Below are 21,313 nucleotides of genomic sequence, written 5' to 3'. Positions count from 1 at the left end.
CTAAACTAGAACTTATTTTTCAGCTTTTTGTTCACTAACTTTGCTCCAAAGTTGATGATGAGCACCAGAATCATGAGGATGGATGCAATGGCAAATCCCACCTCGAACTCACCGCGCTCAAACACATATACATACAATGCAACCGAAAGAGTGCCGCCCGAGCGGCTCATGGCTGAAAAAATATTTTTAGCGATGACCGAACCGATGCCCGCTGTAAACAGCAGTGCCGCCGACTCACCCACAATGCGCCCAATGGCAAGAATGCAGCCGGTGACCACACCGTCGATGGAGCTGGGCAGAATAATGGTGCGGATCATATACCATTTGGTAGCACCCAGCCCCAAAGCACCCTCACGGTACGCGGCGGGCACCGTTTTCAGGCTTTCTTGCGTGGTACGCACGATGGTGGGCAATATCATAATTACCAGTGTAAGCGCACCCGCCAGCAGCGAGGTTTGCAGCTTGCAAAACTGCACAAAGAACAGCATGCCCACCAAACCATAGATAATGGACGGGATGCCGGTGAGTGTTTCGGTAGCAAACTCGATCATACCAACCAGCTTTTTGTTGGTGGCGTATTCGGTGAGGTATATCGCCGCACCGATGCCGAGCGGCAGAACAATCACTAAACTGATTATAATAATATACAACGTGTTTAATATGTTTGGTAAAATACCAATTGTACCTTTCAGTGCGCTTGGTGAGGTGGAAAGCAGCGGCCACGTAACATTGCGAAGCCCCCGGTAAAAAATATAGCCGATAAGCCCCACCAGCAGTGCAAAGGTAATAAACGCGGCTAAGTAGAGCAGGCTTTTGATGATGATATCGTAGCTTTTGCGTTTGCTTGACAGGCGAAAATTCACAGCAGTTTGGCTGTTTGCATTTTGTTTTTCTGCCATTATTTTTCACCTCCGTCGCGTTTTTTCAAGAGCGAATTGAGTATTACATTGATAACCATAATAAATAGGAACAAAACCAGTGCTATACTGAACAATGCCTGTTTTTGCAGCCCTGAAGCATATGCCATCTCCTTTGAAACGGCCGTGGTGAGAAAAGTGACCGACTCAAACAGCTTGGGCATATTGGCCACGTTGCCCGCAACCATCATAACTGCCATTGCCTCGCCGATGGCGCGCCCAATGCCGAGAACCACACCCGCCGCTATACCGCTGCGCGCAGCGGGTATACTAACTTTAAAAATAGTCTCGATTTTAGTTGCGCCCAGTGCGAGCGATGCCTCCTCATATTCGGGCGGCACCGCATTGAGGGCGGTTTCGGAAACACTTATGATAGAGGGTAAAATCATAATTGCCAGTACCAAAATTGCCGCAAACAGCGAGGTTCCGTTTGCCAGTTTGAACACCTTAGCAATGGCGGGCACCAGTACAATCATACCAATTAAGCCATACACTACCGACGGAATGCCCGCAAGCAGTTCCACCGCGGGGCGCACCGCGTTTGCTACGTTGGGGGGCGCAACTTTAGAAAGAAAAACTGCCGTAAGCAGCCCAATAGGCACCCCGATGAGAATTGCGCCGCCGGTGCCGTAAACGGAGGTAAGTATAAAAGGCAGAATACCGAATTTCGGCTCCGATGCCGTGCTTTTCCACACCTGCCCGAATAAAAACTCCTTTAAACCAATTTCTTTGATTGCGGGCAGACCTGAAATGATCATATAAACGGTGATGAGCAAAACCGAAGCGATCGCCACCATACCGCAGAAAAAAAAGATGGTGTTCATAATTTTTTCTGTAACTTTTTTCAGCTTCATTGATACGCTCTCCTATGCGAGCCCGCTGCGGAGCCCTATTTGCAGTTTACTGCCAAAAAGATAATTCTTGTTTCATCAAAACTTTACACTAATATCTCTTTATGCAAACACCCCCAAATGCCCATTTGCAGATGGAGGTGTTTTACGAGGATGTGATCGAAAACTATAGTAAGAGATGTGTTTGTTTTATTGGTTATTTCACAACAGGAACTGCACCTGCGTTGGTGATAATTTCGGCATTGTCTTTGTTGCGCGCAAAGTCGATGAACGCCTGAACTTCGGGGCGGAGTTTCTCTCCTTCTTTGGTCACCATTAGGAACGGTCTTTGAATTTTGTAGGTACCGTCCAGCACGGCAGCCTCAGAGGGGGCAACACCCTCAACCATAATTGCAGCAACGGTGTCTTTTACCGATGAGAGCGAAGCATAGCCAATGGCATTTTCATTTGCCTCCACTGCGGCGATTACTGCGCCGGTAGCGGTAAGCTCTTGCCCGTATTTTGCATTATCTTTTACGCCGGTAATGGTTTCAAAGCCGTCTCTTGTGCCGGAACCCGCCTCGCGGCCAATCATAACCACAGGGGCATCTTTGCCGCCAACGTCCTTCCAGTTTGAGAACTCGCCGTTTGCAAGCTTTGCAATTTGCTCGACTGTGAGGTCTTTGACTGTGTTGGATTTGTTTACGATTACCGCAATTCCATCCAGAGCAACAACGGTACTGGTTAACCCTGTTTCGGTATCCTTGAGCGCGCGGCTGGAAAGACCGATGTCGGTGGTTCCCTCTTCTGCCGCGGTAATGCCTGCGCCGGAACCTGTGGGATCGTAGGTTACATCAACACCACCGTTTTGCTGCATAAACGCTTCTGCCAGCGCACCAATTACCTTTTCCATAGAAGTGGAGCCGTTGGTCGCTACTTTACCGGAAAGTTCTGCTACCGGTGTACTGCCGGAGGGTGTGGCCTCAGGTGCGCCGGATGATACCCCGGAAGAAGACGAGGCAGGTGCACCGCAGGCTGCCAGAGAAGCTGCCATGGTAAGGCTAACCAATACTGCTAAAATTTTTTTCATTTCGTTTTCTCCTTTTAAATGGTCACTCACAAATCATTTCTTTTTCTTTATTCTGTAAGTTTATTGTACTGTTTTAGCAGGCCTTACAATATCACAGCGCGGTAAAGCTTGTGTAAAGTATGCGTAAAACAGGCAAATCTTTTTTCTGCAATAAAATTGTTCCCGCATACGGCTGTATAAATACCAATTCATCTGCTCAAAATAAGTTCAAGCAATACAATCTTTAACTTCTTTCGGAGGTGTTTTTCAGAATATGAGTAGATCAAACAAAGGAAAACTAGCAAGCTTTTTAAATGGCAAAGGTTTTTATGCGGCACTGGCGCTCTGTCTGGTAGGTGCGGGCACCGCTGCATGGGTTGTTGTGGATAAGACACTCGGCTCCATCACCGACACACCATCAGCCTCACCCCAAAGCAGCGTAATAAGTGAGGAATCCAGCTGGGGTTTCCCCGAGTTGGAGGAGGCGGGAAAGCCAAAACCCAACGTCGAAATCTCATCCGGCTCCTCCTCATCGGAACAAACTGCTTCCTCATCATCCGAGGAGCAGCCAAATGCTGGCGAGGTATACGAACAGCAAACGCTTTCGCTCGAACCGCAGATTTCAGCATACGCGCTGCCGATCAAATCCGCAGAGGTGTTTAACCAATACAGCAACGGTGAACTGGTGAAAAACACCACACTGGATAAATGGTGTACCCACGATGGCATTGATATTAAAGCGGATAAGGGTACAGACGTACTCTGCATTGCAAAGGGTACCGTCAGCCGTGTATACGACAATGGCATATGGGGTAAAACTGTAGAGGTAAGCCATAACGACGGTAAGCTTGTCAGCATTTACAGCGGACTTGCCAAAGAGGTAGCGGTAAAAGAAGGCGACGCGGTCACCACTGCCCAAGTAATTGGCCAGGTAGGCGACACCAACCTCGCCGAAGCAAAGCTTGAGAGCCACCTTCATTTTGCAATGAAGCAAGACGGTAAATTTATTGATCCTTTAAAAACAATGGGTAAATTATAAAAATAAGTGCCCTCAGCCGACTAAGTATCTTGTCGGGCGGTTCAGGGGCAGCAGGCTTTGCCTGCAAAAGAATACGATTCGGTTTTCTGCAGGCGCGCAGGTTTTGTCCACGCACCACTTGCCAAAGAACGGTTAAAGCTATGCTTTAACCGTTCTTTGCTTGTTTTGCATATTTATTTTTGGTGGCCATACCGCCACGAATATGCCGTTCCTGCTTATTAACGTCCAGCACCTGTTTTACTTTGTTATATAATTCCGGATTTAGCTTTTGCAGTCTTTCAGACACGTCCTTGTGCACCGTGCTTTTGCTAATGTGAAATTCCTTGGCGGTGCTGCGCACTGTCGCGCCATGCTCGATGATATAGGTACCGAGCGTAATTGCTCGTTCCTCCGGCAATCCCTTCAAAGCGTGTTCCTCCCCGCGTTACGTGTTTACCTCATTTATATGCGGGGGCAGTGGCATGTATGTGTATCCGGGGCGGATATTCTGTAAGCATCACCAGAAATTGACACCCGAATAAAATAGATCAATTGCTAAATTCTTTTTTGTGCTTTCAATGCATATAGATTCGTTTGTTTGAGGATGATATACTCAAATTATTATAGTTTTACATAATTATGTAAAATCTTGCATTTTCTTGTTTGTATTGTTGTTTAGTTTTTAGTAACTCGTTCTTAATAAAAGAATGGGGAAGGCTGCCTCGTGTACATTGCGCATATTCGTGAAAGTGACAGCTTGGAGCAAAATGTTCAGCAGTACATTATGGGCACCGCAGAACGCGCCCGCCGTGCGTGGGCGTGGATAAAACTGCATGCAAAATACCCCCGCAACCGACGGATAGCAAGCCGGCTGTGGGGGTATTTTCAACCTGTACGGGGTTTGTCGTTATTTCACTTTGTTAAAACGAACTTCGCAGATGTCATCGCCTTTCGCAATGGTTTTACCTAAGTGGAACTCAAATGCATCAAAGGTGCTTGCAATTCCGCGGTCGCCGTCCATAGCAATGTCGCACAGCATAGCAATTTTCTCTTCATCATCGGTGAGCTTTTTCCACGCAGATACCAGCGGGCAATAGTGGAAATCGATGGTGAGCTGATCGTCGGTGCAATCAACGTCCATCTCGAAGATGTTCTTCACGTTCTCACTGATAAACTCAGAGCCAAATACCTTCAAATCGTCGGTTTTGGTGTATTTGTTGTTGCCATGGAAGCATCCGCAGCCTGTGATTGCATCTCTGGCAAAATCATAGTCTAAACCACGTTTCATAGCCTCTTCTACCATGAAGTAGAACCATGTTGCTCTGTGCTCAATGGCGTCTCTCAAATCTTTAATGTGCTCGCCTCTGTCCGATGCATTGTTTGTAATCATAATGATGTACTCCTTTTATATATTATATGTTTTGATTTTGCGGTAAAGGGTAGCACGGCTGATACCCAGCATGCGTGCAACCTCATCTTTATTTTTATTTGACAGCAGCAGCGCAGCAATGCGCTCCTTTTCCATATCTTGAATCGTGGCAACGCTCTCCGGTGCTATCAGTTGAATCTGGGCTAAATCATGGTTTGTTACCGTGTGATTACCATGGCGTACAAGATAATCGAGGGTTTCCTCCAGCTCTTGGCGGTTGCCGGGCCAGTGATAATCCTCCAGCAGCCGAATGGCGGCAGGGTCAAACAGCAAATCGGGTTTGTTGTATTTCTCCTGATAAAACCGGATGCCGCCTGAAATCAACCGACTGATGGCCTTTTTGTCGTCGCGCAGAGAGGGAATTTTAATGCTGTTTTCGGAGATGCGGTAGTAAAGCTCATCGTCAAAGTACCCGTCCTGCACCAGCTTTTCCAAATCCTTGCCGGAGGAGGCTATGAACCGCACATCCATCTGTACATCGCGCATGCCCGCTTGGCGAATTGTACGGGTCTTCAAGAAATCGGCGAGCCTTTTTTGCAAATAATAGGGGAGGCGGTCAATCTCGCTGATGTAAATGGTACCCTTGTGGGCAAGCTGTAGTTTGCCCAGCCCCGAAAACGCACGGTTAAATTGATCGGTACCAAAAATAGCGGTTTCCATCAAATCGCGGTAGCTGCCATCACAGCGCACTGTAATAAAGCTGTTGCCCGAACGGTTGGAGAAGTTGTGTATCGCCTCTGCCAGCATCTCTTTGCCGGTACCGCACTCGCCGTAGATGAGTACAGATTTATTGGTAATGGAAAGTCGCTTGGCCTTTTCTACAATGTGCGGTGCCATCAGGCCGTTTTCTGCCCAAGCAAAGGTGGTTTGCGTATTGTTGCATCCAATATCCGCCAGCTCGGCATTGACATGCCCGATGGATTTAAAGGTAAACAGCATACCGGTGCGGCTTTCGTTAATCTTGATGTTTCGGCAGGAGAGAAACCCATAAAAGGTGTGGTCATCCTGCTCGAAGTACATGAGGCGTCCCGAAAATTCCGTATAATTCGACAAAAATTCGTTAATAAAACGATGGCAGACAATATCCTTAATAAATTTACCGATGCAGCTTTCTTTAATTCCAAAATACTGCTCAAAGCGTTTGTTGTAGTAGGTAATGTACCCGATATCATCCATCGACACCATTGCGTCTTCAATCGAATCCATCATCACTTCACGCTCACGCTTGATCACATTTAAATTATTGTAATCATCGCCGTTTTGAAGCTTGCTTGAAAGCAAATCTGCCATGCGCTCCAAAAACTCGACGGAGTTGCGCACGTCTTTAAAAATCTGCGGTATTTTTGATTTGGGCAGAACCAAAGCAATTGCGCCCACCACCGTGCTGTTGTAGAAAATGGGGACACCGATAAACCCGCTCATCTCGCATTCCTTGTAATCGGGGCATTCCTTACAAGCATTGTGGTTGGTACGGTCGTCTATCGCAACCACCTCACCTGTTGTAATCACCTGCCCAATCACAGAGATTCGGCGAATCAGCGTAAACTTATCAAAATAGCGGTAGGTATTGCCGACGGTTTTGAGATTGCTGTCTACAATCAAAACATCTACGTCCAGCACCTTTGATATAACATCCGCAAATTTTGTGGCGACATCCTTCATTTCAGCTAATAACATTCGGGGTAGCCTCCTGTTCTGTCTGCTCTGCTCAAATACAATTACAGCTTGGTCGCAATGTAATCCATTAGAATTTCAATCTGGTAGGACATAGTGACTGCACCCGGGTCGAGGTGGCCTACGCCCTTGTTTGCCTGGTAGCAGGCTCTGCCGCGTACCGCTTCCATATCCGCTGTGCTCTGTGCGCCATCAAGTGCCGCTTTTTTCACAAGTTCAAGGGTTTCTTTCTCAGAAATCCCTTTTGCAATGCAGTCCTTATAGCATTCCACCGCGGGGTGCAGGGCATCGATCATGGTTTTAAAGCCGGGTTTTGCGTTTCCTCTGGCCATAACGCCGTTTAGCATTGCTTCCAGAACATCGCACATATCCTGATTCTCAATTACATCTTTGCCCTTAAGGGTTTTTGCAGCTTCCATATAGGCACTGCCGTACAGCACACCGCCGCTTCCGCCAATGACCGACATCATAATCATGCCGATTTTTTTGAATGCATCAAACACATTCATAGCCTCAAGCTCGGGGATTGCCTCAACCAGGCTCTCAAAGCCCATATTGATGTTCGACCAGTGGTCGCCGTCGCCGGTTGCAGAATCAAGAGCGGTTACATAATCACCGTTCTCGTGGATTTTGGCATATGCCAGTTTGATATATTCGGTATAGTCTTTGCTGGTTAATTGAAAGCCCATTTTAAAAATCCTCCTAGATTATTTTCAGCGCAGGTGTGTCGCAGGGAGCATCCAGCAGTTCTTTCAGCTCATCATCCAGCTTCATCAGGGTCAGCGAGCAGCCGGACATTTCAAGCGCTGTCATATAGTTTCCGACAAAGGTTCTGTGAATTTTAATGCCCTTCTCGGTGAGAATTTTTTCTACCTCGTTGTTGAGGATGTAAAGCTCCATCAAAGGTGTTGCGCCCAATCCGTTTACCATCAGCGCAACCTCAGAGCCGCTGTAGTCGTAATCTGCAAGGATTTTGTCAAGCAGAATCTGTGCAAACTCTGCTGCTGTTTTGACACCGGTTCTCTCAACACCCGGCTCACCATGAATACCCATACCAATTTCAACTTCTTCGTCGCCAAGCACAAAGCCCGGTTTGCCAACTGCCGGCAGGGTGCATGAGGTCATTGCCATACCCATGCTGCGGATGTTTGCAATGGCTTTCTCTGCCGCTGCTTTTACCTCATCGAGGTTTGCGCCGGTTTCTGCTTTTGCACCTGCAATTTTATGTACAAACACGGTGCCTGCAATGCCGCGGCGGCCGGTAGAGTAGGTGCTGTCGGGCACTGCTACGTCGTCTTTTACCACAACGCTTTCCACACGAATATCGTCCATTTCAGCCATTTCTTTTGCCATGCCGAAGTTCATGATATCGCCCGAGTAGTTTTTGATGACAAGAAGCACGCCCTCGCCGGTGTTTGCTTCCTCAATGCCCTTAATGATACGGTCGGGGCTGGGGGAGGAGAACACGTTGCCTGCAACAGCAGCATCCAGCATACCGGTGCCAACATAGCCTGCATGTGCGGGCTCATGACCGGAGCCGCCGCCCGACACTACGCCTACTTTCTTTTTGCTCTTGTCTTTTCTGGAGATAACCTCCAGCTTTTCGGTGTATATCAGCTCGGGGTGAGCCTTTGCCATACCTGCCAGCAGCTCGGAAACCACATGATTTGGATGGTTGATAATCTTTTTCATGTCTTTACCTCCATATATTTTTGTACGTCAACTTTAAGAATGGTACAGAAATTACATCTGACCAAGATAAGCCTTTTTCACTCTGGGGTCGTTTGCCAAATCGCACGCCTTGCCGCACATGGAGATGTGGCCGGTTTCAAGTACGTAGGCTCTGTGCGAGATAGAAAGCGCCATATTCGCATTCTGCTCAATGAGCAGGATGGTAGTGCCCTGCTTGTTGATCGATTCAATCAGCTCAAAAATCATCAGCACCAAGTTAGGGGCAAGGCCCAGAGACGGCTCGTCCAGCAGCAGCAGCTCGGGTTCACACATCAGCGCACGTCCAATGGCAAGCATCTGCTGCTCACCGCCCGACAGAGTACCCGCCGACTGGTTGATTCGCTCTTTGAGGCGGGGAAACAGGTCGTAAACACGCTCGAACGTTTCTTTTATCTTTACCTTATCGGTTTTGATGTAAGCTCCGAGGCGCAGGTTTTCTTGCACTGAAAGTGCAGGGAACACCTCGCGTCCTTCGGGTGAAAGGCTGATGCCCAGTTTTACAATGTTGTGTGCGGGAATATTGGTGATGTTCTGCCCTTTAAAGGTGACAGAGCCCGAACGTGACGGAATAAGACCCGCAATGGAACCAAGGGTTGTTGTTTTGCCCGCACCGTTGCTGCCGATGAGGGAAACGATTTCACCCTGCTCAATTTCCATATTGATGCCCTTTAGGGCGTGAATGTTGCCGTAGTAAGTGTTTAAATCTTTGATACTAAGCATCTTTCTTCACACCTCCAAGGTAAGCCTCAATTACATTCTGGTTGTTGGCAATCTCAGATGGCAGACCCTGCGCAATCTTTTTGCCGTGGTCAATCACGTAGATGCGGTCAGAAATGTTCATAACCACGCTCATATCGTGCTCAATCAAAATAATGGTATAGCCTTTGTCGCGCAGCTCGCGGATAAAGCGGAGCAGCTCCTCCGATTCCTGAGGGTTCATGCCCGCTGCGGGCTCGTCGAGCAGAATGATTTTTGCATCGGTAGCAATTGCTCGTGCAATCTCCAGCTTCCTCTGCTCGCCGTAGGGTAGGTTCTGTGCGTAATCGTGCATCTTGCTTTCCAAACCAATGGAACGTAAAATTTCAACTGCGCGCAGTGTCTTTTCGGCTTCTTCCTCTTGGTAGCGCTTGGTGCGCAAAAATGCGTCGAAGAAATTGTATTTGGTACGAATATGTGTACCAACCAGTACGTTCTCAATCACGCGCAAATTGGGGAACAGGCGGATGTTCTGGAAGGTTCTGGAGATACCTGCATCTACAATCTCCTGCGGGGTTTTGTTGTGGATGGGCTTGCCATCAAAGATAATCTCACCTTGATCAATTTGATATACGCCGGTGAGCATGTTAAATACAGTGGTTTTGCCGGCACCGTTAGGGCCGATTACGCTGATGATTTCGCCCTTGTTTACCTCGAAGCTGACGGAATCAACGGCGAGGAGTCCACCAAACTGTTTGGTTATACCATTAACCTGTAAATATGCCATTTCGTTTTGGTCGCTGTCAGATGCAAATAATCTGGCAGCTTCTCCTTTCTATCTTTTTCCGTTGATATTATGCCTTAGCCTCTTTTTTGTCGGGGTTCATTGCCTTGCGGGCAAGTTTCGGGAATTTATAGGGCATCTGCGACTGCCAGCCCAGCATACCCTGGGGGCGGAATCTCATCATTAAAATCAGGATGAGGCCATAAACCACGAAGCGGTAATCCATGAGGAAGCGTGAAACCTCGGGAAACGAAATCAAAATTGCAGAGCCAAGGAACATACCGCGGATGGTACCCATACCGCCGAGAATAACGATGCTGATAATCAGCGTGGAGGTGTCGAACGTGAAGGAGTTGGGGTCGATGAAGCCGATCATAGAGGCGTAGAACGCGCCCGCGATACCGGTGATGAATGCGGAGATAACGAATGCCAAAACCTTGTAGCGGGTGGTTTTAATGCCCATCATGGTCGCCGCCAGCTCATCCTCTTTGATCGACATAAATGCTCTGCCGATTTTGGAGCGAATAATGACGATACATGCCAAAGTAACCAGTGCCACAAGCGCAAGCATGAGGTAATAGATACCGTGGTTGGCAAGGGTTAGCTCAAAGCCGAACAGCGAGGGGCGGGGGATATTTTTAAGGCCCAGTGTGCCGTTGGTAACCTTGTCCCAGTTCATCAGCACCATTTTTACAATTTCACCGAAACCGAGGGTTACAATTGAAAGGTAAGTGCCTTTGAGGCGCAGTGTGGGCAGCCCCAGCAGCAGGCCGCAAAGTGCGGCAAGCGCAGCACCCAGCAAAGCTGCGGGTACAAAGCTAAGCCCAAACTTGAGTGAGAGCAGTGCGGAGCCGTAAGCGCCAATTGCGTAGAAGCCCGCATGCCCCAGCGAAACCTGGCCGGTGTAGCCGGTGAGTATGTTAAGGCCCAAGCCCAGCATCGAGTAGATGCCGATCATGATAAGAATACGCATAATGTACTGGCCCAGCCCCAGCAGTGGAAGTACGATCAGCACAGCGGCAGAGATGACAGCAATGGGCAGCTTATACTTTTCAATGAATTTTTCCATCTCGAAGATGAGGCTTTTTTTGTTGGTTGCGGTTGCTTGTGTTGTTTTCATTTTACTCATATTCTACACCTTCGTAATACCTTTCTTACCGAACAGGCCAGTAGGCTTCACGATCAGTACAATAATGAGGATAATAAACGCTACAGAGTCGCGGTAGGTAGAGCCGAGGAAGGTAGCCGCGAAGCTCTTGGATACACTAACCACCAGTCCGCCGATAACCGATCCGTAAAGAACGCCGATACCGCCGAGCACTGCTGCGGCAAAGGCCTTGAGGCCTACCATAAAGCCCATGGTCGGGTAAATGATCTGATAGTAACCGCTGATAAGCGAACCTGCGATTGCGGCGGATGCACCGCCAAGGAAGAATGTAAACGAAATAACAAAGTTTACATTGATGCCCATCAGGCTGGCTGCTTTTGCATTCTGTTCGGTTGCACGCATAGCGAGACCGATTTTGGTTTTATTAATGATAACGGTGAGGAATACCAGCAGAACGAGCGAAACCACGCACATTACAATTTGTGTGGAGTTAATCTGCGCGCTGCCAACGTTCACCATGCCAAAGTCAAAAAACCCAGGGAACGCTTTTTTCTCACTGCCAAAGAAGATCATCAGCAGGTTTTGAATAATATTTGATACACCAATGGTGGTAATCAGCGATGCAATGGGAATCGAATTTTTCTTTCTGAGGGGTTCAAGTGCGGTTTTGTCAATTACTACACCCAGCGCGCCTGTAAAAACAATACTCAGCGCGATAGCGGGAATAATACCAAAGTTCATGCTGACAAACAATAGTGCCATATGAGCGCCAAAGGCATAAATGGAACCATGCGAGAAATTAATCAGTCTAAGGATACCAAACACCAGAGAATAGCCAACCGCAATGAGCGCGTATGCCATACCTAGTGCCAAACCGTTGAATAATTGTTGTATAATCATTTCTGTTACGGTTGGCGGGGAAAGATCCCGACAACATTACTCCTTCCCTTTACTTTCAACTGCGCATCAAATCATTGCGCATAATCTGTTTCCGTTTTTGTTCACCGCCGCAGCAGCCTGTGAAAATAGAACTCCCCCGGAGAGAAAACCCCTCCGGGGGTCTCCAATAACGCCTTAAGATTTCTCCCAAATGTTTACCGGATCGCGCTTGTTTTTGCTATTACAGCTGAACAAACTCGCCGTCTTTTACAGTAACCTTAACAAATGCCTTCTGAACATCGCCGATTTCGTTAAACTTGGTCTGACCGGTAACGCCGGCATAATCAATGTTCTGCAGTGCATCTCTTACTTTGTCGCGCTCGGTTGTGCCGGCAGCTTTTACAGCCTCAAGCAGCATACCAACAGAGTCGTATGCCTGAGAGGTAAGTGCGCTGGGGGCAGAGCCGTACTCTTCTTTGAATTTTGCAACATAATCTTTAATCATTGGGTCTTCGGAGCCGGAGAAGAAGATAACCGGGAAGCGTACGCCTTCAACAGCTGCGCCGCCGAGCTCAAGAAGCTGCTGGCTGTAGGAGTTGGAGAAACCGATAATCTCAATAGCGGGGTCAACCTGTTTGTACTGTTTGGCAACAGGAGCAACAAGGCTGTACATACCAACACAGATAACAGCGTCTGCACCTGCAGCTTTCAGCTTGGTGATAGCAGGGCTGTAATCGTCGGAGCCTTCCATAACCTCTTCGTGTGCAACCAGCTTTACGCCATCAGCAGCCTTCTCTTCGAGCAGACCTTTTACAACAGCGGAAGTGGAGGTACCCCAGTCGGTTTTGATGGAGATGATACCGATGTTCTTTTTGCCCAGATCATTCACTGCGATATCCAGACCAGCAGCTGCCTCAACACTGATAACGGTGTTGTTACGGAAGATGTAGTCGCCAATACCGGAGTAATCGGGGTGAGAAGCAGACGGGGAAATCTCAATCATCTTGTTTTCTTCGTAGGTGGGTGCAGCAACCATGCAAACGCCGGAAGCAAAGTGACCGATAACGCCTACAATATCTTTGTCGCTGACGATTTTCTGTGCGATGGAAGCAGCTTCCTCACCGGAGTTCTTGTCGTCATAAGCGACAATCTCAATTTTTTTGCCCAGAACACCGCCTTGCTCGTTCCACTCAGCCGCTTTCATTTCAGCAGCATTGAGGAAGCCTTTGCCGTATTCTGCGTTGTCGCCGGTCATCGGGCCTGCTACCGCAATTTTAATAACACCATCTGTTGCCGGTGCTGTGCCGTCGCCTGCTGCCGGTTTGGAATCTGCTCCAGAGGAAGATTTCGCTGCGCCGCCGCAGCCTGTCAGCATAGATGCCATCATAGCGACTGCCAAAATAATGCTCAATGCTCTCTTCATAATGCTCTCGATTGCTCTATGTACGGGTTTCCGTAACAATTGTTGAGCAACCTACTCCTTTCTGATTTTGGATGGTTTTTTTCTTAAGGCTCTTTTCAACGGGCTGCGCGTGAACTGAGTGGTGCGTTACCCGTGAACAGATAAAATTGAAATGCAGTGGTTGCAGGAAAACAGAATTCTATAACCTATATTTCCTATCTAATTAGTATGTTATGAATTATATCCCCGGCTTATGCTCTTGTCAACACCAAATTACCCGTTGATCATAATTTTCAGTATCTCTTCGTCGGTTACCTGCATGCCGTCTTTGGCCAGCCTCGAGACACTGTCGATGGTTTCTTCAACGCCGTCTTTTACAATGCCCTCACCCGAGTTGAAGCCTCTGCTCTGCATTGTCATATAGCAAGCAAGCAGCGCCGCGTCTACACTGGATGCGATTTTTGCGGCACAAGAGGGCTTTGCCCCGTCGCAAACAATACCGGATACATTGGCAAGTGTGCTGGTAATGGTTTGAGAAATTTCTTTGACTCCGCCGCCATACAGGTAGGTGATAGCAGCACCTGCACCCGTTGCGGCACTGACTGCACCGCAGTAAGCAGACAATCTGCCAATTTTTGTTTTCTGATGGATGGCGATTAGGTTGCTGACACACAGCGCGCGGTAGAGTCTGTCTGTTGTTACCGAAAGCTCTTTAGCATACTCAATTACCGGCAGCGATACGGTCATGCCTTGATTTCCGCTGCCTGAGTTGATGACAACCGGCATCTCGCAGCCGCCCATGCGGGCATCAGAGCCAGCAGCAGCAGCCGCTTTCGCACGAATCTTCACGTCGTCACCGTAAGTACTGAGCAGGGTGATGCCGATGTTTGCACCGTAAATTTTGTGCAGCCCTTCGTTGGAGATTGCGGTATTGTACTCCACTTGTTTTGCCAACACTTCTCTGATGTCGTCTACATTGACTGTGTTTGCAAACTCAACAATGTCTTCCACATTGAGACAACTGCGGTCGGTCTGCCCATCAAAGTTCTCCTCCTGGCTGTGGGGGACGTCGAGCAGAACTTCATCATTTTTCTCAATGCGTACAATGCCCGTATGTGTGTGGATGATTTCTACCATCGAGCTGTTATCTCCATGGAACATACGAATGATAATGTGCAGTTTAGCGGGTGTTTCAAGAATTTTTTCTTCACAAATTCCCTTTTGAATCAGTGCCTTGGCCTGGGCCAGATGCTCCTGTGTAACTCCGGTAAGCACCTCAAGCTCTTTGGCAGGGTCGCCGCCTACCGCACCGATGATCGCTGCAGCCTCAATGCCGCGCAAATCTTTGGTGGTGGGTACGATAACGCCTTTAACATTTTTAATAATGTTGCCGCTGCACTCTGCAACAATTCTGTCGGGCATTACGCCGAGAACATTGCGAGCCTTCGCCGCTGCATATGCAATCGCAATGGGTTCGGTACAGCCCAATGCCGGAATCAGTTCTTCTTTTAAAATGCTCACGTAGTTTAGGTACTTCTCTTTGCTCAAGGACATTACTCTGACCTCCGTTGTCTCATTTTGATACTGCAATTTCTTGGTCTAATCTCAGTATATTCGTTAAAAACTAAAATTCAACATATTTCTCGCCACGATTTGTTTTTTCTCATAAAAAATCAATTAAAATCGTGTGTTATTGTGCATAATTCTCACAAATTTCGATGAGAAAGGCATTGCATCCCAAATTTCGTATCATTATGATACAAGTTAATCCATCCCCCTCAAACTCAAAGGCAGGCTTCCATTTCGCCCAAGTCTCGTTATTTTGGATAGATATTCCATGTAAAACTAGTCGAAACAGCACTTTCTTTAAAAAAATCAACCTGTTTACCTCTCTTTTTTAAGATATAACAGGACTTTCTCTTGCGACTTTGTCATTTTTCATTTGTCTCAATTTGATACTTCGGTGAAGAAATTCAGCGCAATCTGCACTGTTTGTTCTTTTTATTATTGCATGCTGCACATAAAACGGCAGCATGACCTTGGACTATTTTAGGTTGTTAAGGCAATACTATAACCTAAGATTCATACCTTTATTTTTGCTATAGGCAGTTGTTGTATTCTTTTTTTATATTTTAAAGAGACTATATGCCAATATAAAACGGCAGATTGGAGCTGGAACATGAAGAATTGGTGGAAAGAAAGCGTTGTTTATCAAATTTACCCCCGCAGCTTTATGGATAAAAACGGCGACGGCGTGGGTGATTTACAGGGTATTATTACAAAACTCGATTATCTTAAAACACTCGGCATTGATGTAATTTGGCTTTCGCCGATTTACAGCTCCCCGAATGACGATAACGGCTATGACATCAGCAATTACCAGGAAATTATGCGGGAGTTCGGCACTCTGCAGGACTTTGACGAGCTGCTGGTACAAGCGCACAGCCGCGGGCTGAAGCTGGTGCTCGACCTTGTGGTAAACCACACCTCAGACGAGCATAGCTGGTTTATTGAAAGCCGCAAAAGCAGAGAAAATTCTTACCGCGACTACTATATTTGGAAAGACGGCGCAGACGGAGGCAAAGACCGCCCGCCCAACAACTGGGGCTCAGTATTCAGTGGAAGTGCTTGGAAGTACGACGAAGCAACAGGACAGTATTATCTGCACCTGTTTTCGCCGAAACAGCCGGATCTTAACTGGGAAAACCGCACCGTACGAGACGAAATTTACCGCATGATGACTTGGTGGCTTGACAAGGGAATTGATGGATTCCGCATGGACGTTATCAACATGATTTCAAAAGACCAATCTTTTGCTAACGGTGAGACGAATGGTGCGCTGTACGGCGATGCATCTCCGTATACAGTCAACGGTCCGCGCGTGCATGAATATCTAAAAGAAATGAACACGCGCGTACTCTCAAAATACGACATTATGACGGTAGGTGAGACGCCCTCGGTCAGCGTAGAGGACGCACGGCTCTATACCGGGGAGAACGAGCATGAACTGAACATGGTGTTTCAGTTTGAGCACATGGGGCTGGAGGCAGCAGGCGGCAGCAAATGGACGGACAGGCGCTTTCGGCTAACCGACCTCAAACGCGTTCTCACTAAGTGGCAGAAGGGGCTGGAAGGCTGCGGTTGGAACAGCCTTTACTGGAATAACCATGACCAACCGCGCGTAGTGTCGCGCTTTGGCAATGACAGCGAGTATTGGGCGCAATCGGCAAAGATGCTCGCCACCTGCCTGCACATGCAGCAGGGTACTCCTTATATCTATCAGGGGGAAGAGCTGGGCATGACCAATACGGTGTTTTGCTCGGTGGATGATTGCCGCGATATCGAAGCGATCAACGCATACCACGAAATGACCACACAGCAAGGTGTTTCACCCGAGGCTATGCTGCGCTACATCAATCGCATCAGCCGTGACAATGCGCGCACACCTATGCAGTGGGACGACAGTGCTTTTGCCGGTTTTTCCACCGCCGAGCCATGGCTTGCGGTAAATAAAAACTATACGCAAATTAATGCTGCTGCACAGGTGGGGGTGCCTGATTCCATCTTCTCTTATTATCAAAAGCTGATTGAACTGCGCCATCAATACCCTATTATTGTTTACGGTGCTTACGATTTGCTTTTGCCCCAAAGCGAGGAACTGTTTGTCTACACCCGCACGCGGGGTGAGCAACAACTTTTGGTAATCTGCAGCTTTGCCGCATACGAAGTGAACTATCCATTGCCCGAACGGTTTACCACCAACGAAAAGCAGCTTCTGATTGCAAATTACCCCTGTAAGTCAAGCACCGAGCAGGTTTCTTTGCATCCTTACGAAGCAAGGGTTTATCTGCACAAATAAAAAGTCGATCTCCGGAGCTTTCGGAGATCGACTTTTTATTGCAATAATAAACAAATTTTGCAGGATATATTTGTCATCCATTCAAAATAATTTATAAAATCTTAACATCTCGCTGCTATTTTGCTTGCCTGCCTATCTCTTTTACGTTATAATGAATAGTACAAGTTGAGAAAATTCATTATTGCCGGCAACGGTCACGGTAGCCCTTTGCCGAACGGACCCATTATAACAATGAGGAGGATTTCTATGAAAAAGGTATTGAGCGTTGTACTTGTTTTGACGTTGGTGCTTACCATGTTTGCAGGCTGCGGCGCCCCCAAGAGCAATGTCCATAAGTTTATTATGGCAACCGGCGGTACATCGGGTACATACTTCCCATTTGGCGGCGCAATCGGTCAGGTTATGAGCGGCCACTCAGAAAATGTTGACATCACCATTACATCTTCCGGTGCATCCACCGAGAACATTCGCCTTATCTCCTCCGGCGACGCCGATCTTGCAATCGTACAAAACGACGTGCTGGATTACGCCGTAAACGGCAAGGAGCTGTTTACCGAAAAGATTAACGGGCTTACCGCAATTGCAACCCTGTACCCCGAGGTAGTTCAAATTGTAGTCGGTAAAGACAGCGGCATTAACTCGATTGCTGACCTCAAAGGCAAGAAGGTATCGGTTGGCGACGTTGGCTCGGGCGTTGAAGCAAACGCAAAACAAATTCTTGAAATGTACGGTATGACCTTTGATGACATTAAAACACAGCATCTTTCTTTTAAAGAATCTGCCAGTACCTTCCAGGATGGGCAGATTGATGCTTTCTTTGTATCTGCCGGCGTTCCGAACACTGCAATTGTGGAGCTGATGGTTTCTCAGCCCATCAAACTGCTCGGCTTTGAAGACGACAAGCTTGCAGCTATGATTGAGAAATACCCGTTCTATACTGCATTCGAAATCGGCGCAGACGTTTACAAGACCGACGCTCCTGCAAAAACACTTGCTATCAAGGCAACCCTTATTGCAAGCGAAAAATTGAGCGAGGACGTTGTTTACACCATGACCAAGGCTCTGTTTGAAAACCTTGGTGAATTGGGCGAAGCCCATGCAAAGGGAAAAGAAGTTGCTTTGGAAACCGCAATGGACGGTATCTCCACCACCATTCACCCCGGAGCAATGAAATACTTTAAAGAAAAGGGCCTTGCCTAAACGAAAGGCGCACCCATGAAACACTCTGTTAAGTGGGCGGGAACTCTCCTGCCCACTTTTTTCATTTTACTTTTCTCAATTTTGCTGTTTCTTCCGTTGCTTCCCCCCAGCCTGCTGGTGGTTTCACAGGGCAAGGTGCTGGGCGAGTACCCTGTACACTCAAACAGCTTTGAGGTGCAGTTTCGCCATTCGGTGAATAAAGGGCTGATACGTGAGGTATACAAAATAGATGTGCAGAGGCTCACCATTACCTTAGATAAAGGCTATTTTGAAAGCTACGGCGCGGGTATGCTCGATATCGTACCGCCCGAAGTAACCTACTCTTCAGATGATGAGTTTATCATCCTCGATTTTCCCGATTACTATCAGCCTCAAATTGATTATGTCGCTGGGATTGTATCGCAGCATATGTTTTACTACGAGGACCATGTCCTTTCCCTGTACAAGCTTGCACCGCGCAAGCCCGTACAATTTACCATTCGCAGAGCCAGTGCCGTTCAGCGGCTGCTGCGCCTTGCAGGTAGCCCACTATAGCCGGTAACAAACCGGAAACTTAGGCATTGGCAACTGCCGTGAAAGCGGCTTTTTGGCGCCAATACCGCTACAGCGTGCCCTTTGGGCCTGCAAGCAGTTTTATTTTGCAAATGGAATTGCTTTAAATTAACGAAAAGGGTGATTGATTTGTTTGGATCTAAGAAAAAGGAGAATACTGCTCCTGTAATTAACCCCGACGACCTTTTGGCCGATATTGATAAAGAATCTGCTTACCGCCGATTTGAAGGCGCGTGGCATATTATTGTAACGGTACTGCTGGTCGCGTTCTCATTGTTTCAGCTGAGCACAGCAGTTTTAGGTACACTACCCGCACAGCTTCAGCGCATGGTTCATCTGGGCTTTGTAATACTGCTGGGCTATTGGCTGTACCCCGCGACCGCAAAAGGCGATAGAACTAAGATGCATCCGCTGGATTTTGTGCTTGGCCTTGTATTTGTAGGCGTTGCCGGCTATTACATTGTCAACTATAAGGGCTTGGTGTCACGCTCGGGCGCATACACCACTCTAGACCTTATTGTTGGCGCAATCGGCATTTTGCTGGTACTCGAGGCCTGCCGACGCATTGTAGGTATGCCCATTGTCGTCATTGCATCGGTGTTTATTCTTTACGCTTATTTTGGCCCGTATATGCCCGGGTTTATGAACCACCGCGGCTACGGTATTCCACGTATTATTTCTCATCTATTCTATACCACCGAGGGTATTATGGGTATGCCCATTGGCTTATGCGCAACCTTTATCTTTTTGTTTATTCTGTTTGGCGCTTTTCTTGAGAAAACCGGCATTGGGCAGTTCTTTATCGACCTTTCCAATGGTATTGCGGGCTTCTCCGCAGGCGGACCTGCGAAGGTTGCCGTGCTTACCAGCGCCCTGCAGGGTACTGTTTCGGGTTCATCGGTTTCCAACACGGTAACCACCGGCTCGTTCACCATTCCGCTGATGAAATCGCTCGGCTACTCTCCTGAGTTCGCGGGTGCTGTTGAAGCTGCCGCCTCCACCGGCGGGCAGATCATGCCCCCCATCATGGGCGCTGCTGCATTTCTTATTGCCGAAGCCGTTGGCGTAAACTACTTTGATGTGGCAAAGGCAGCCGTTATACCTGCACTCCTTTACTTCTCGGGCATTTGGATTATGGTTCACCTTGAAGCGAAAAAACTGGGGCTTAAGGGCGTTCCGCGTGAAAAGCTGCCGAAAATTTGGCCGCTGCTGCGCGATAAAGGGCATCTATTGCTGCCGCTGGTTGCAATTATTGCTCTGCTGATTATGGGCAAAACCCCCACCTTCTCGGCACTCGGCGGTATTGCAGCTTCCGTGGTGGTTCCGTTTTTGAGAAAATCCACCTGGGTACCCATTAAGGATGTTGCCTCCGCGTTGGTGGCGGGTGCTAAAAACACGATTGGCGTAGCTTGCGCATGCGGCGTCGCCGGAATAATCGTGGGTGTGGTTACCCTTACGGGTCTTGGACTGAAACTTGGAGAGGGGCTGTTCTCGCTCACCGGCGGTTTGATTCTGCCAACTTTATTCTTTACTATGATTACCTCTCTCGTGCTTGGCATGGGCGTACCTACCACTGCGAACTACCTGATTACTTCGGTAATTGCAGCGCCTATTATTATGAAGCTTGGCGTACCCGCACTGGCTGCCCACATGTTTGCATTTTACTTTGGCATTCTTGCCGACATTACCCCGCCGGTTGCACTGGCTGCATACGCAGGTTCTGCTATTTCGGGCGGCAATGCTTTTAAAACAGGCTGCATCGCCACCAAGCTTGCCATCGGGGCATTTATTATTCCGTATATCTTTGTACTCAGCCCAGAACTTATCTTAATCGATACTGTTTGGTATGAGGTGATTCAGATTATCTGCACTTCCATGATTGGTATGCTGGGTGTAAGCGCATGTATGACCGGCTACCTGATGGGCAAGACTGCCTGGTGGGAGCGTATCCTTCTGCTGGTAGGCGGCTTAATGCTGATTATACCCGGACTGGTTACTGATGTATGCGGCATTGGTCTGGTAGGTGGTGTTGCGGCGTTCCAGTATGTGACGCACCGCAAACCAAAAACAGCACAGGCATAGTACTGCATTAAAGGAGCCACCTGCAAAAGTGAACTGACCCCAAAAAGTTAGACAAATATTTAATAAGAAAATTGTTCAAGCAA

General features: G+C 47.9%; 20 protein-coding genes. 5 read left to right on the top strand and 15 right to left on the bottom strand.

Annotation, left to right across the window (positions count from 1 at the left end; all coding sequences use genetic code 11):
• Window positions 1–5: 5 nt before the first annotated feature.
• The 3 genes from pstA to RTV33_RS12255 all read right to left on the bottom strand — a co-directional run bounded on the left by pstA (window position 6) and on the right by RTV33_RS12255 (window position 2,837).
• Window positions 6–899 carry a phosphate ABC transporter permease PstA gene (pstA, locus tag RTV33_RS12265; RefSeq protein WP_312644643.1) on the bottom strand — a complete coding sequence of 298 codons (894 nt, stop codon included), beginning with the start codon at window positions 897–899 and terminating at the stop codon, window positions 6–8.
• The gene (gene pstC / locus RTV33_RS12260) at window positions 899–1,771 is read right to left on the bottom strand and encodes a phosphate ABC transporter permease subunit PstC (RefSeq protein ID WP_312644641.1); all 873 of its coding nucleotides are present in this window, start codon (window positions 1,769–1,771) and stop codon (window positions 899–901) included. The genes pstA and pstC overlap by 1 nt, the downstream gene beginning before the upstream one ends.
• Before the next feature lie 193 nt (window positions 1,772–1,964).
• Window positions 1,965–2,837 carry a phosphate ABC transporter substrate-binding protein gene (locus RTV33_RS12255; RefSeq protein ID WP_312644639.1) on the bottom strand — a complete coding sequence of 291 codons (873 nt, stop codon included), beginning with the start codon at window positions 2,835–2,837 and terminating at the stop codon, window positions 1,965–1,967.
• A gap of 253 nt (window positions 2,838–3,090) precedes the next feature.
• Here RTV33_RS12255 and RTV33_RS12250 point away from each other — a divergent pair, with 253 nt between their 5' ends.
• Window positions 3,091–3,855 (top strand): M23 family metallopeptidase, encoded by a 765-nt coding sequence (locus RTV33_RS12250; RefSeq protein WP_312644637.1) that lies wholly within the window; start codon window positions 3,091–3,093, stop codon window positions 3,853–3,855.
• Between the two features lie 145 nt (window positions 3,856–4,000).
• On the opposite strand, the gene spoIIID is transcribed toward RTV33_RS12250, so the two are convergent.
• The 12 genes from spoIIID to RTV33_RS12190 all read right to left on the bottom strand — a co-directional run bounded on the left by spoIIID (window position 4,001) and on the right by RTV33_RS12190 (window position 15,091).
• A complete protein-coding gene (gene spoIIID, locus RTV33_RS12245; RefSeq protein WP_312644636.1) occupies window positions 4,001–4,261 on the bottom strand; it encodes a sporulation transcriptional regulator SpoIIID in 261 nt (86 codons plus the stop codon).
• 255 nt (window positions 4,262–4,516) lie between these two features.
• Entirely contained in the window at window positions 4,517–4,669 is a 153-nt protein-coding gene (locus RTV33_RS12240) for a hypothetical protein (RefSeq protein ID WP_312644634.1), read from the bottom strand.
• A 72-nt stretch (window positions 4,670–4,741) separates the two neighbouring features.
• On the bottom strand, window positions 4,742–5,224 hold the full coding sequence (locus tag RTV33_RS12235) for an L-2-amino-thiazoline-4-carboxylic acid hydrolase (RefSeq protein ID WP_312644632.1): 483 nt from the start codon (window positions 5,222–5,224) through the stop codon (window positions 4,742–4,744).
• Window positions 5,225–5,239: 15 nt separating this feature from the next.
• The gene (locus RTV33_RS12230) at window positions 5,240–6,940 is read right to left on the bottom strand and encodes a sigma 54-interacting transcriptional regulator (RefSeq protein WP_312644630.1); all 1,701 of its coding nucleotides are present in this window, start codon (window positions 6,938–6,940) and stop codon (window positions 5,240–5,242) included.
• A gap of 41 nt (window positions 6,941–6,981) precedes the next feature.
• Window positions 6,982–7,626: a dihydroxyacetone kinase subunit DhaL gene (gene dhaL / locus RTV33_RS12225; protein WP_312644628.1), complete on the bottom strand. Its 645-nt coding sequence runs from the start codon at window positions 7,624–7,626 to the stop codon at window positions 6,982–6,984.
• Window positions 7,627–7,639: 13 nt separating this feature from the next.
• A complete protein-coding gene (gene dhaK / locus RTV33_RS12220) occupies window positions 7,640–8,629 on the bottom strand; it encodes a dihydroxyacetone kinase subunit DhaK (protein ID WP_312644626.1) in 990 nt (329 codons plus the stop codon).
• 51 nt (window positions 8,630–8,680) lie between these two features.
• Window positions 8,681–9,388 (bottom strand): ABC transporter ATP-binding protein, encoded by a 708-nt coding sequence (locus RTV33_RS12215; RefSeq protein WP_312644624.1) that lies wholly within the window; start codon window positions 9,386–9,388, stop codon window positions 8,681–8,683.
• A complete protein-coding gene (locus tag RTV33_RS12210; RefSeq protein WP_312644622.1) occupies window positions 9,381–10,151 on the bottom strand; it encodes an ABC transporter ATP-binding protein in 771 nt (256 codons plus the stop codon). The genes RTV33_RS12215 and RTV33_RS12210 overlap by 8 nt, the downstream gene beginning before the upstream one ends.
• A 67-nt stretch (window positions 10,152–10,218) precedes the next feature.
• Window positions 10,219–11,277, bottom strand: a complete 1,059-nt coding sequence (locus RTV33_RS12205; protein WP_312644620.1) for a branched-chain amino acid ABC transporter permease — start codon at window positions 11,275–11,277, stop codon at window positions 10,219–10,221.
• Window positions 11,278–11,280: 3 nt separating this feature from the next.
• Window positions 11,281–12,156: a branched-chain amino acid ABC transporter permease gene (locus RTV33_RS12200; protein ID WP_312644619.1), complete on the bottom strand. Its 876-nt coding sequence runs from the start codon at window positions 12,154–12,156 to the stop codon at window positions 11,281–11,283.
• 220 nt (window positions 12,157–12,376) lie between these two features.
• A complete protein-coding gene (locus tag RTV33_RS12195; RefSeq protein ID WP_312644617.1) occupies window positions 12,377–13,558 on the bottom strand; it encodes an ABC transporter substrate-binding protein in 1,182 nt (393 codons plus the stop codon).
• Between the two features lie 252 nt (window positions 13,559–13,810).
• The gene (locus RTV33_RS12190; RefSeq protein WP_312644615.1) at window positions 13,811–15,091 is read right to left on the bottom strand and encodes an L-serine ammonia-lyase, iron-sulfur-dependent, subunit alpha; all 1,281 of its coding nucleotides are present in this window, start codon (window positions 15,089–15,091) and stop codon (window positions 13,811–13,813) included.
• Between the two features lie 625 nt (window positions 15,092–15,716).
• Between RTV33_RS12190 and RTV33_RS12185 the strand changes: the two genes are divergently transcribed.
• From RTV33_RS12185 to RTV33_RS12170, 4 genes are all read left to right on the top strand, one after another.
• Complete coding sequence (locus RTV33_RS12185) at window positions 15,717–17,396, top strand: alpha-glucosidase (protein WP_312644614.1); 1,680 nt, start codon at window positions 15,717–15,719, stop codon at window positions 17,394–17,396.
• Between the two features lie 246 nt (window positions 17,397–17,642).
• Complete coding sequence (locus RTV33_RS12180; protein WP_312644612.1) at window positions 17,643–18,596, top strand: TAXI family TRAP transporter solute-binding subunit; 954 nt, start codon at window positions 17,643–17,645, stop codon at window positions 18,594–18,596.
• A gap of 15 nt (window positions 18,597–18,611) precedes the next feature.
• A complete protein-coding gene (locus tag RTV33_RS12175; protein ID WP_312644610.1) occupies window positions 18,612–19,130 on the top strand; it encodes a DUF1850 domain-containing protein in 519 nt (172 codons plus the stop codon).
• Between the two features lie 147 nt (window positions 19,131–19,277).
• On the top strand, window positions 19,278–21,230 hold the full coding sequence (locus RTV33_RS12170) for a TRAP transporter permease (protein ID WP_312644609.1): 1,953 nt from the start codon (window positions 19,278–19,280) through the stop codon (window positions 21,228–21,230).
• Window positions 21,231–21,313: the final 83 nt, after the last annotated feature.

It is taken from the genome of Hydrogenoanaerobacterium sp., assembly GCF_032017025.1.
In the GTDB taxonomy this organism is placed as follows: Bacteria; Bacillota; Clostridia; order Oscillospirales; family Ruminococcaceae; genus Hydrogenoanaerobacterium.
This window is presented reverse-complemented; position numbering and strand designations above follow the sequence as displayed.